10 protein-coding genes are annotated in these 11,677 nt (G+C 71.8%); 4 read left to right on the forward strand and 6 right to left on the reverse strand.

Features of this window, described 5'->3' with window-relative positions; all coding sequences use genetic code 11:
• Positions 1–187 precede the first annotated feature (187 nt).
• A complete protein-coding gene (locus tag ACTWOL_RS15610) occupies positions 188–772 on the forward strand; it encodes a TIGR03086 family metal-binding protein (protein WP_474297309.1) in 585 nt (194 codons plus the stop codon).
• Positions 773–952: 180 nt separating this feature from the next.
• Here the strand turns inward: ACTWOL_RS15610 and ACTWOL_RS15615 are convergent, their stop codons facing one another.
• The 6 genes from ACTWOL_RS15615 to rsmI all read right to left on the reverse strand — a co-directional run bounded on the left by ACTWOL_RS15615 (position 953) and on the right by rsmI (position 6,615).
• Positions 953–1,855: a 4-(cytidine 5'-diphospho)-2-C-methyl-D-erythritol kinase gene (locus ACTWOL_RS15615; RefSeq protein ID WP_474297310.1), complete on the reverse strand. Its 903-nt coding sequence runs from the start codon at positions 1,853–1,855 to the stop codon at positions 953–955.
• Positions 1,852–2,712: a 16S rRNA (adenine(1518)-N(6)/adenine(1519)-N(6))-dimethyltransferase RsmA gene (gene rsmA, locus ACTWOL_RS15620; protein WP_474297311.1), complete on the reverse strand. Its 861-nt coding sequence runs from the start codon at positions 2,710–2,712 to the stop codon at positions 1,852–1,854. The genes ACTWOL_RS15615 and rsmA overlap by 4 nt, the downstream gene beginning before the upstream one ends.
• A complete protein-coding gene (locus ACTWOL_RS15625) occupies positions 2,709–3,908 on the reverse strand; it encodes a ubiquitin-like domain-containing protein (protein ID WP_474297312.1) in 1,200 nt (399 codons plus the stop codon). The genes rsmA and ACTWOL_RS15625 overlap by 4 nt, the downstream gene beginning before the upstream one ends.
• Before the next feature lie 121 nt (positions 3,909–4,029).
• The gene (locus ACTWOL_RS15630; RefSeq protein WP_474297313.1) at positions 4,030–4,911 is read right to left on the reverse strand and encodes a TatD family hydrolase; all 882 of its coding nucleotides are present in this window, start codon (positions 4,909–4,911) and stop codon (positions 4,030–4,032) included.
• Between the two features lie 69 nt (positions 4,912–4,980).
• The gene (locus ACTWOL_RS15635) at positions 4,981–5,427 is read right to left on the reverse strand and encodes a hypothetical protein (protein WP_474297314.1); all 447 of its coding nucleotides are present in this window, start codon (positions 5,425–5,427) and stop codon (positions 4,981–4,983) included.
• 285 nt (positions 5,428–5,712) lie between these two features.
• A complete protein-coding gene (gene rsmI / locus ACTWOL_RS15640; protein WP_474297315.1) occupies positions 5,713–6,615 on the reverse strand; it encodes a 16S rRNA (cytidine(1402)-2'-O)-methyltransferase in 903 nt (300 codons plus the stop codon).
• A gap of 82 nt (positions 6,616–6,697) precedes the next feature.
• Here rsmI and ACTWOL_RS15645 point away from each other — a divergent pair, with 82 nt between their 5' ends.
• The 3 genes from ACTWOL_RS15645 to ACTWOL_RS15655 all read left to right on the forward strand — a co-directional run bounded on the left by ACTWOL_RS15645 (position 6,698) and on the right by ACTWOL_RS15655 (position 11,371).
• Positions 6,698–8,428, forward strand: a complete 1,731-nt coding sequence (locus ACTWOL_RS15645; protein ID WP_474297316.1) for a dolichyl-phosphate-mannose--protein mannosyltransferase — start codon at positions 6,698–6,700, stop codon at positions 8,426–8,428.
• 276 nt (positions 8,429–8,704) lie between these two features.
• The gene (locus ACTWOL_RS15650; protein ID WP_474297317.1) at positions 8,705–10,321 is read left to right on the forward strand and encodes a penicillin-binding transpeptidase domain-containing protein; all 1,617 of its coding nucleotides are present in this window, start codon (positions 8,705–8,707) and stop codon (positions 10,319–10,321) included.
• Positions 10,322–10,519: 198 nt separating this feature from the next.
• Positions 10,520–11,371: an EamA family transporter gene (locus ACTWOL_RS15655; protein ID WP_474297318.1), complete on the forward strand. Its 852-nt coding sequence runs from the start codon at positions 10,520–10,522 to the stop codon at positions 11,369–11,371.
• Positions 11,372–11,677: the final 306 nt, after the last annotated feature.

Consider the following 11,677-nt stretch of genomic DNA (forward strand, 5'->3'; position numbering starts at 1 on the left):
AGGTACGGTCGCGCCGCCGGGCCTCGCGGCGTGAGGGTTCTCGTACTCAGCTCCCGTATGAGTACCCGGGTACTGCCGGGATGGGCTCCGCCCGTGCCACCGGGTTGAGCCGGCGAGACCGGGTTCGCCCATCCAGTTCGGGTATTTCGCATCCCGAGATCAACGGCGATCACTACGGTGACTGGCCATGACCGATACTTGGGAAGTCCTTGAGCAGGCACACGCGGCGCTCCACGCCGCGGTCGCACAGCTGGCACCGGGGGACCTGGACAAGCCCACGCCCTGCGACCAGTGGAACGTCACGCAAGTGATCCAGCACGCTGCCGGCGACCAGCGCGCGTACGCCCAGGCCATCACCGGGCACGACGGTCCGTCCTACAACCCGTTCGAGCCGCCCGGCGAACCGGCGGAGCCGGCGGTCGAGTTGGTGGCGTCCGCGACGGCCGCCTCGTCCGCCGCCTGGGCGACGATCGGCAAGGACGTCCAGGAAGCGCCGGTGCCGCTGCCGCAGGGACCTTTGCCGGCCTGGCAGGGGGTCGGCTACTGCGCCATCGACGCCGCGGTCCACGCCTGGGACATCGCGGTGGCCACGGGCCATGCATCACCGCTGACGAACGAGCTCGCCAAAGCTCTGATGCCGGCCGCCGTCGCGCTCACCGAGCCGCTGCGCGCGTACGGGGTGTACGCGGCGGTCGTCGACGCCGAGGAGGGTGACGACGATGCCGCGGCGCTGCTGAAGTACCTCGGGCGCCGTCCCGACTGGAAAGCCTGAGACAGGCGGCGAGGTCAAGCGCGTCCTGGGGCGCCCCGGACGAAGTCTGGGGGGCCTGAGTACCGGGCCTGGCTAGTGGCTTGGCTCGGAAGGTTGGACGGCCATGAACAGGTCTTGGAGACAGTGTGCTGACTGACGCGCGGTGGGTCGATCACTCGGCCAAGGCTGCGTGACGAGCCACTAGGTCCTGTCCGGACGGACAGGACCCAGCGCCGGTGACTGTGCCACCCGCGCCGTGCGGCAGGTGCCCGAGGCCGTCAGGGCCTCGGCGATCTGGTCCGCCGCGTCCGCGTCCTTCGCGAGGAACGCCGTCGTCGGTCCCGAGCCGGAGACGAGTGCGGCCAGCGCTCCCGCCTCGGTGCCCGCGGTGAGCGTGTCCGCGAGGGACGGGCGCAGCGAGAGCGCAGCGGGCTGCAGGTCGTTCACCAGCGCGCCGGCCAGTGCGCCCGCGTCGCCGGTGCGCAGGGCGTCGAGCAGCAGCGGGGAGGCCACGGGGGCGGGGACGTCCGCGCCCCCGTTCAGCCGGTCGAACTCCCGGTACACGGCGGGGGTGGACAGTCCGCCGTCGGCGACCGCGAACACCCAGTGGAACGCACCGCCGACCGGCAGCTCGGTGAGCCGTTCGCCCCGGCCCGTGCCGAGGGCCGCTCCGCCGACCAGGCTGAACGGCACATCGCTGCCGAGTTCGGCGCAGATGTCGAGGAGTTCGGACCGCGGAGAGTCCAGGCCCCACAGGGTGTCGCAGGCCAGCAGCGCACCCGCGCCGTCGGCGCTGCCGCCCGCCATGCCGCCCGCGACGGGGATGTCCTTCGCGATGTGGATGTGGACCGCCGGGTCGATGCCGCGGCGGGCGGCGAGCAGCTCGGCGGCGCGCGCGGCGAGGTTCGTACGGTCCAGGGGGACCTGGTCGGCGTCGGGACCCGAGCAGGTGACCGTCAGGGACTCGGCCGGGGTGACGGTGATCTCGTCGTACAGCCCGACGGCGAGGAACACATTGGCCAGGTCGTGGTAGCCGTCGGCCCGCGCGGCGCCCACCGCCAGCTGGACGTTGACCTTGGCGGGCACTCGTACCGTGACGCTCACTTCCTGGCCTCCGCGATGCGCGCGAACTCCTCCACCGTCAGGGACTCGCCCCGCGCCTGCGGGGAGACCCCCGCCGCGACCAGGGCCGTCTCGGCGGCCGCCGGGGAGCCCGCCCATCCGGCGAGCGCGGCGCGCAGGGTCTTGCGGCGCTGGGCGAAGGCCGCGTCGACGACGGCGAAGACCTCGTCCTTCGTCGCGGTCGTCTTCAGCGGCTCGGTCCGCCGGACCAGGGAGACGAGGCCCGAGTCGACGTTCGGCGCGGGCCAGAAGACATTGCGGCCGATCGCTCCGGCCCGCTTGACCTCCGCGTACCAGTTGGCCTTCACGGACGGGACGCCGTAGACCTTGTTGCCGGGCCCCGCCGCGAGCCGGTCGGCGACTTCCGCCTGCACCATCACCAGGGTGCGCTCGATGGTCGGGAAGCGGTCCAGCATGTGCAGCAGCACCGGCACGGCCACGTTGTACGGGAGGTTCGCGACGAGCGCGGTCGGCGGCGGGCCGGGCAGCTCCCTGATGTGCATGGCGTCGGAGTGGACCAGAGCGAAACGGTCCTTCTTCTCCGGCATCCGCGCGGCGATCGTCGTGGGAAGCGCGGCGGCGAGCACGTCGTCGATCTCGACGGCGGTCACCCGGTCCGCGGCCTCGAGCAGCGCGAGGGTGAGGGAACCGAGTCCAGGGCCGACCTCCACCACCACGTCGTCGGGGCGCACCTCGGCGGTGCGGACGATCCTGCGGACCGTGTTGGCGTCGATGACGAAGTTCTGGCCGCGCTGCTTGGTGGGGCGTACGCCAAGCGCTGCGGCCAGTTCTCGGATGTCGGCAGGGCCGAGGAGGGCATCGGGATCCGTGGTGCTCACCGGTACAGCCTACGGCCGCAGTGCGGCCACGGGCTCGACCCCCGTTGCACATAGAGCTTCTTCGCCCGGTACGTCTGCTCCGCGGGCGGTGCGTCCTGCGGTCGTCCCTCGCCGCCGAGCGAGCGCCAGGTGCCGAGGTCGAACTGGTAGAGCCCGCCGTATGTACCCGAGGGGTCGACCGCGCGGGGCCTGCCCCCTGACTCGCAGGCGGCGAGCCCCTCCCAGTCGAGACCTTCGGCGCCCCCGACCTGGTGCGGGAGGCTCCGGGTGCCGACCCTGATCCGCTCGGCGAGCGGCTCCCGCACCAGCTCCTCGGCGATCTTCCTCGGTCTGCCCCGGACGCCGTTGACCGTGCGCACGGCATAGGTGACCCGGCGCACCCCGTGCCGTCCGCGCTGCTCGACGATCTCGGTGCCGGCTGCCAGCTCCGGGTCCTCGGTCCTGACGGTGGGGAACGGGACGGGCTCCTCGCGGACCTCCTCGCCCTCGGTGATCCGCAGGACGGTGACGGCCTGGCCGTCGCGCGGGAAGCTGCCGGGCGGTACGGAGGTGGTGTCCCGGACGCCGAGGCGGATCCCGGCCTCCTCGACCGCCTGCCGTACGGTCGCGGCGTTGGTGCGGATCGTGGTGGCCCCGCCGTCGGCCATGACGGTGACGTCCCGCGCGGTGCGTACGGCGAGGTCCAGGCCCTTGCGCGCGATCGGCAGCGAGCGGGAAGCGGACAGATGCGCGCCGTCGGCCCGCACTCCGAGTTGACGCAACGCACCGTCGACCGTGCGTGCGGTGGTCCACACCTGGCGGCGCTCGCCGTCGACGCTGAGGGTGACGGGGCGGCCGTAGCGGACGACGATCTCGTCCCCGTCGGCCAGGGATGTGGTGGGAGCCGGCGCGACGATGTCGTGGTCGCCGAAGGCCACACCTTCGTCGGCGAGCAGCTCGGCCACGTCGTCGGCGAAGGTGTGCAGGGTGCGGGGCACGCCGTCGACGCTGAGCCGGACGGCCTTGTCGGCGGCGACGAAGGCCGAGGTGCCGCCGGCGAGGAACGCCACGACGAGCGCTTGCGGGACGAGGCGGCGCAGCCCGTCGACGGGGCCGGGGCGGCGGGCGGCACGGTGCTCTCCGGCGCGGCCGCCGTCGGTCCCGGTGGCGCGGCGGGCACCGGCCGCGGCGCGGTGATTGCCCTGCGAAGTGCTCACGACGCCGGGACCCTAGCGGAGCACGGTCACTCTCCCAAGCAACCCGACTACGCAGTGTCGCGGATCCGTACGGCCGCCGGTCCCTCCGGGAGGGGCGCGGGCGAGGCTGCTCCGAGGCCGCTCAGTAGTCGAACGCGCAGGCCGTGTTGGCTGCGAGCGCCTCCGCCATGGCGTCCTCGCCGATCCCGCGCACCGCGGCCATGGCACGGACCGTGACCGGAATGAGATACGGGGCGTTGGGCCGCCCGCGGTAGGGCGCGGGGGTGAGATAGGGGGCGTCGGTCTCCACCAGGACGAGTTCCAGCGGGGCGGCGGCGAGGGCGTCGCGCAGCGGCTGGGCGTTCTTGAAGGTCATATTGCCGGCGAACGACATGTAGTAGCCGGCGTCCGCGCAGATCCGGGCCATGTCCGCGTCACCGGAATAGCAGTGGAACACGGTCCGCTCCGGGGCGCCTTCTTCGGCGAGAATGCGCAGAACGTCGTCGTGCGCGTCCCGGTCGTGAATGACGAGTGCTTTTCCGTGCCTTTTGGCGATCTCGATATGGGCGCGGAACGAGGCCTCCTGGACGGCGACGCCCTCCGGCCCCGTACGGAAATAGTCGAGGCCGGTTTCGCCGACGGCCCGGACCTGCTCGAGGCCGGCGAGCCGGTCGATCTCGGCGAGCGCCTCGTCGAGCGCGGACGCACCGCCCGCCTCACGGGCCCCCTGCCGCGACCACCCTCCCGCAGGGTCGCCGTGCACGATGCGGGGCGCCTCGTTGGGGTGCAGGGCGACGGCGGCGTGCACGTTCTCGTAGGCGGCTGCGGTCTCGGCAGCCCAGCGGGAGCCCTTGATGTCGCAGCCCACCTGTACGACCGTCGTCACGCCGACCGATGCGGCCTTGGCGAGGCCTTCCTCGACGGTGCCGCTCTGCATGTCGAGGTGGGTGTGCGAATCGGCGACCGGCACCCGCAGAGGTGCCGGCGCCGGTGGAGGGGTGGCGGTGTCGGTCCGGGGGCTCATGACCGCGATCCTAAGCGCCGCCGCCGGACGGCCCCGGACCGGTGCCTGCGGCAGTGCCGACGGCTGCGGCTACTGCTGTCCGCGGTGCGAGGAGCGGAACAGCCCGGCCAGCCTCCTGCGCCGGGCCGAACGGTCCTCACGCGCGGGTGCGGCGGGCTGTGTGGCGGCGGGTTCGGCGGCCTCCTGCGCCTTCCTGTCCGAGGTGTAGGTCGCGGGGACGGGTCCCGCGATGCCCGGCGCGACGGGGTAGTGGTAGTGCTCGAGCAGGGGGCCCGCCACCGACGAGACCTGGCCCGCGCGCATGATGCGCACCGTGTGCTGGCCGCAGTTGAGGCAGGTGGGCTGGGTCAGCGGCGACGGGACACGTATGCCGTCGGCCTTGTAGACGACCAAGTCGCTTCCCGAGGCATCGGTGTGGTGCTCTATCGCGTAGGCCTGCTCCCAGCCGTATCCGCAACGCATACAGGCGAATGCATAGGCTTCGTGCACGATGCGGATACCCGTGATCTCGCTCATGTGAGCTCCTCTCCACCGAACCAGTGGACGCCCTTTTCGGCGGGAGCGCATCAGCGCCTGTGGATTGATGGAAGGAAATTTAGAAAGTTTAGCCTTCCCATACCCGAAAGGCCCGCCACACGGTCTGGGCTTTGCCTTTCAGGTTAGTCCTTTACCGTCGACCGCTGTCGGCTGACGGTAGGCCGCTGCCGGCGGCGACCGCCCACTGGCGGCCGTCGCTCGGCGGAGGCGGGGGCTCGGCCGAGGCGAGGCGAGGCGGCCGGCGCCGCCGCAGGGAGACGGCCGCTACCGCCGGCTGCCGGGCTCCGCCGGTCCGGCGTTCCTGGCTTCCGGTCCGGCGTTCTTGGCCGCGACCACGGCGTCGAACACCTGGCGCTTGGGCAGCCCCGCCTCCACGGCGACGGCGGCGATCGCCTCCTTGCGCCGCTCCCCCGCCTCCTCGCGCACCCGCACCCTGCGCACCAGCTCGTCCGCGTCCAGCTCGGCGGGCCCGGTCTCCGGAGCGCCCGCCACGACGACCGTGATCTCGCCGCGTACGCCCTCCGCGGCCCACGCCGCCAGTTCACCGAGGCCGCCGCGCTTCACTTCCTCGTACGTCTTCGTCAGCTCGCGGCAGACGGCGGCCCTGCGGTCGGCGCCGAACACCTCCGCCATGGCGGCCAGGGTGTCGTCCAGGCGGTGCGGCGCCTCGAAGTAGACGAGGGTGCGCCGCTCGCCGGCGACCTCGCGCAGGCGGCCGAGCCGTTCGCCGGCCTTGCGCGGCAGGAAGCCCTCGAAGCAGAAGCGGTCCACGGGCAGACCGGACAGTGCGAGCGCGGTCAGTACGGCGGACGGGCCCGGCACCGCGGTGACCCTGATGTCCTTCTCGACGGCTGCGGCGACGAGCCGGTAGCCGGGATCGGAGACGGACGGCATCCCGGCGTCGGTCACCAGCAGCACCCTGGCCCCGCCCTCGAGAGCCTCGACCAGCTCGGGTGTACGGGCCGACTCGTTGCCCTCGAAGTACGAGACGACACGGCCGCTGGTCTGCACCCCGAGCGCCTGGGTCAGCCGGCGCAGCCGCCGGGTGTCCTCGGCCGCGACCACATCGGCGGTCTCCAGCTCCGCCGCCAGCCGCGGCGGGGCGTCCGCCACATCGCCGATGGGCGTCCCCGCGAGTACGAGCGTTCCAGTCACCGATCCAGTCACAGGGCCATCCTCGCAGGACGGAACACTCCCTTCGCACGGTGTACGTCACCGCGTGCACAGACGGGTTCCCTACGATGGCGCGGTGACCAGTACTGCCCCACAGGCCCTCCAGGGAACGGACGCCGTGGAACAGCCAGCACAGCCGCCTGCCTGGCAGCAGCGCCTGCGCGGGTTCGGCCATGTGCCGCGGCCCGTCATCGGGCTGCGCGCACGACTCGTACCCCCCTACACCCGGCCGTCCGTGCGGCTGTGGGCCCTGCTCGGTGTGCCCCCGTCAGCGGTTCCGGCCGTCGAGCGGGCGACGGCGTGGGGCGGACCGCTGCTGGTGGCGCTGGTCGCCGGGCTGCTGCGGTTCTGGAACCTGGGCAGCCCCAAGGCGGTGATATTCGACGAGACGTACTACGCGAAGGACGCCTGGGCCCTGGTCAACCAGGGGTACGAGGGATCCTGGCCGAAAGATATCGACAAGTCGATCCTGGCGAATCCCGACTCCGTCGCCGTCCCGGTGGAGCCGGGCTATGTGGTCCATCCGCCGGTCGGCAAGTGGGTCATCGGGCTCGGCGAGCAGCTGTTCGGCTTCACGCCCTTCGGCTGGCGGTTCATGGTGGCGGTGCTCGGCACGCTGTCCGTGCTGCTGCTGTGCCGGATCGGACGGCGGCTGTTCCGCTCCACGTTCCTGGGGTGCCTGGCGGGCGCGCTGCTCGCCGTCGACGGTCTGCACTTCGTGATGAGCCGCGCGGCACTGCTCGACCTGGTGCTGATGTTCTTCGTGCTGGCGGCGTTCGGCTGTCTCCTGATCGACCGGGACCGGGCGCGCGAACGGCTGGCCGCGGCGCTCCCGGTGGACGAGGAGGGGGTGCTGCGGCCCGATGCCGGGGTCGCCGAGAACCTCCGGCTGGGTCTGCGCCCCTGGCGGATCGCGGCCGGTCTGATGCTGGGTCTGGCCTGTGCCACCAAGTGGAACGGCCTCTACTTCCTGGCTGCCTTCGGCCTGATGGCGGTCCTGTGGGACGTGGGAGCGCGGCGCACGGCGGGCGCGCTGCAGCCCTACCGGACGGTGCTGCGACGCGATGTCGTACCGGCGTTCGTGGCGACGGTGCCGGTCGCGATCGTCACCTACGTGGCCTCCTGGAGCGGCTGGATCGCCACGGACAAGGGGTACTTCCGCGACTGGGCGCGGACGGAGGGGGACGGCGGCCTCTGGTCCTGGCTGCCCGACTGGCTGCGCAGCCTGTGGCACTACGAGACCGAGGTCTACAACTTCCACGTCAATCTGACGTCCGGTCACACATACCAGTCCAACCCGTGGAGCTGGATCGTCCTGGGCCGCCCCGTCTCGTACTTCTACGAGGACCCGGCGGCCGGCCGGGCCGGCTGCCCCGCCACAGCGGCGGACAAGTGCGCCCGCGAGGTCCTCGCGATCGGCACCCCCCTGTTGTGGTGGGCGGCCTGCTTCGCGCTGGCGTACGTCGTGTGGCGCTGGTTCTTCCGGCGCGACTGGCGGGCGGGCGCGATCGCGTGCGGTGTGGCGGCGGGCTGGGTGCCCTGGTTCTTCTACCAGGAGCGCACGATCTTCCTCTTCTACGCGGTCGTGTTCGTGCCCTTCCTCTGTCTCGCGCTCGCGATGATGATCGGCGCGATCATCGGCCCGCCGGGGTCTGACGAGCGGCGGCGGGCGATCGGCGCGGTGGGGGCGGGGGTGCTGGTCCTGCTCATCATCTGGAACTTCATCTATTTCTGGCCGCTTTACACGGGACAGGCGATTCCGATGGAGGAGTGGCGGAACAGGATGTGGCTGGACACCTGGGTCTGATTCCGTCCGGGCGGCCTCACGGCAGGCCCCCGGACCGGCGCTCGCCCACCGACGGTCATCCGTCCCGGCGGGGCCTGCCCTGGAGGCCGTCGAGGCACCCCTCGCCCCACCCTTCCGGCACCAGCTCGCCGTGGGTGAGAGCTCCCATTCCGGTCCGGTAACGGTCACTCCCTCTGCCACTGGCGCCACTTAGGGTGAACGCGACCACTTGAACGCGTTCACCTGTATGGCCAGGTGTTCACCGCACCGGTGGCACCACGGGGAGGGACCACAACAATGCGCAGTGGAGCGAAAGTCGCGGTCGTCGGCGGTGTGTTCGTCGTCTTCGCGGCGGGGGCGACGTACGGCGCGTACAACCTGCTGGCGGACGGAGACGGCGACGGATCCGGCGTCAGAACACTGTCCGCCGAGAGCGGACCACCCAGCGCCGAGGAGATACGGACGACCGCGAAGGACTTCCTCGCGGCGTGGGCGCGCGGCGACGCGGGGGCCGCCGCCGATCTGACCAACAACGCGGCCGAGGCGGGGCCCGCCGTCGCCGGCTACCGGAACACCGCGCACATCGGCGAGGTGAAGCTGACGCCGGGACAACCGGCGGGCGCGAAGGTGCCGTTCAGCGTGAGCGCGGTGGTTGCGTACGGCGGGCAGAGCAAGCCGCTGACGTACGCCTCCGCGCTCACGGTCGTGCGCGGGACGACCACGGGCAAGCCACTCGTCGACTGGCAGCCGGCCGTGCTCCACCCGGAGCTGCGCAAGGGCGAGTCGCTGAGCACCGGCCAGGCGTCCGCGCCGCCGGTCAAGGCGGTCGACCGCAACGGCAAGGAGCTGACGAAGGAGAAGTACCCGTCGCTCGCGCCGGTCCTCGACGAACTGCGCAAGCGCTACGGGGACAAGACCGACGGCAAGGCGGGCGTGGAGCTCGTCGTCAAGAGCGGTGCGGACTCAGCCGACCGGACCTTGCTCACCCTCGCCAAGGGGAAGGAAGGCAGGCTGCCCACCACTCTGGACGCGGACGTCCAGGCGGCGGCCGAGCGGGCGGTGATGCGGTTCCCCGATTCCTCGGTGGTGGCGGTCAAGCCGAGCACGGGTGAGGTCCGCGCCGTCGCCAACAACCGCAAGGGGCGCTGGAACGCGGCGTTCCTGGGCCAGCAGGCCCCGGGTTCGACGATGAAGATCGCCACAGCGGCGATGCTGATCGAGAAGGGTGTCGTCGACGCGGGGCGCACCGTCGAATGCCAGGAATACGCCACCTACTACGGCACGAAATTCCACAACCTGGACCACTTCACGATCAACGGCAAGTCCTTCGCGGAGAGCTTCGCCCGCTCCTGCAACACGGCGTTCATCAAGCTGATCGACGAGGCGAACGACGACGCCGCACTGCCGAAGGCGGCCCGTGAGGTGTTCGGCATCGGGCTCGACTGGAAGACGGGCATCACGTCCTTCGACGGACGGGTGCCGGAGGCGACCAGGGGGGACGCGGCCGCCCAGTACATCGGGCAGGGCACCATCCAGATGAACGCCCTCAACATGGCGTCCATCACCGCCACGGCCAAGACCGGCACCTTCAGGCAGCCCATCGTCGTACCGCTGGACCTCGACGACCGTGAGCGGGCCACCGCCGCGCGCAGCCTGCCCGACTCCGTGTCCCGGCAATTGCGCGACATGATGCGCCGTACGGCGACCAGCGGGACCGCCGCGCGTGCGATGGCGCAGGTCCGCGGGGACAAGGGGGCGAAGACCGGTTCCGCGGAGGTCGACGGGAACGCCACGTCCAACAGCTGGTTCACCGGCTTCGCCGACGATCTCGCGGCCGCCGCCGTCGTGGACTCGGGCGGGCACGGCGGCGACGCGGCGGGGCCGCTGGTGGCGGCAGTGCTGAACGCGGACTGAACGCCGGGCGGCAGGGGGAGGAAAACCGGTTCGCCCGGCCCGCACGGCTACGGCTACGGCTACGGCTACGGCTACGGCTAGCGTGCGGGCCATGAGCACCGCGGAATCCGCAAGCCGTCCGACGTTCTCCCCCTGCGCCCTCCGTGCCACGGGCCCGGCGGCGGCAGCGTTCGGCCGCGAGGCCCGCGAGATTGCCGCGTGAGCCTTGCCGTCGCCGCGGCCGTCCTCTTGGCCGCCTTCACCCACGCCACCTGGAACGCGCTCGCCCACACCATCAAGGACCAACTGGTCGCCTTCACCCTCATCGGGGGCGGCGGCACGGCGATCGGCGCGGTGGCCGCCTGCTTCACACCGCTGCCGCATGCCGGGGCCTGGCCCTACCTCGTCGCGTCCGCAGTTCTGCACATCGGCTATCAGGTGCTGCTGATGCGCTCGTTCACACTCGGCGACTTCGGCCAGATGTATCCGATCGCCCGCGGCACCGCCCCGCTCGTGGTCACCGTCCTCGCCGTGGTCTTCGTCGGCGAGAGCCTGACGGCCTGGCAGCTCGCGGGGGTTGCCGTCGCCTCCGCCGGCCTCGTCGGCGTCGCCCTGTGGGGCTTCCGCGGCGCGGGCAGCCGCCCCCACTGGCCGGCGCTGCTCGCCGCACTCGCCACCGGGCTGTCCATCGCCGCGTACACGGTCGTCGACGGTGTCGGCGTGCGCGCCTCGGGCACCCCCATCGGCTATATCGCCTGGCTGATGATCCTGGAGGGCCTGCTGATCCCGGCCTACGCCTGGTACCGCTTCCGCGGCACTCTCCTGCAGCGCCTGCGCCCGCACGCCGCCCGCGGCCTCCTCGGGGCGGTCCTCTCCCTCAGCGCCTACGGCCTGGTGCTGTGGGCCCAGACCCGCGCGGCCCTTGCTCCGATCGCCGCCCTGCGCGAGTCCTCCATCATCGTCGGCGCGGCGATAGGCGCCGTGTTCTTCAAGGAGCGCTTCGGGGCGCCTCGCATCGCTGCCGCGGGGCTGATGGTGTTGGGCATCGGGCTGATGCTGCGGGCCGGCTGATCTCGGTCTCACAACTCGCCGCGTGGGTGTCGCAGGAGTACCGGTCACAACACCAGGCCGTCCGCCCTGCTCGTCCGGCGGGTCAGACCGCCCGCGGCTCCTCGGGACGGTCCTCTATGCTACGGGCAGGCTGACGGTGGGCGATGACACAACTCGCCGCGCGGGGGCGCCAGATGACCCGGATGCCGTGGACGTCTCCGTATGCGAGGTCACCCAACGCATCAGGGCCGGACGGTGAGTCAGGCTGTACTCCCCCCGCCTTGCCAACAGTGGTGAACCCAAACAGAGTTCTCGTCGTGTGAGCCG

The sequence above is a fragment of the Micromonospora sp. IBHARD003 genome, from assembly GCF_056106285.1.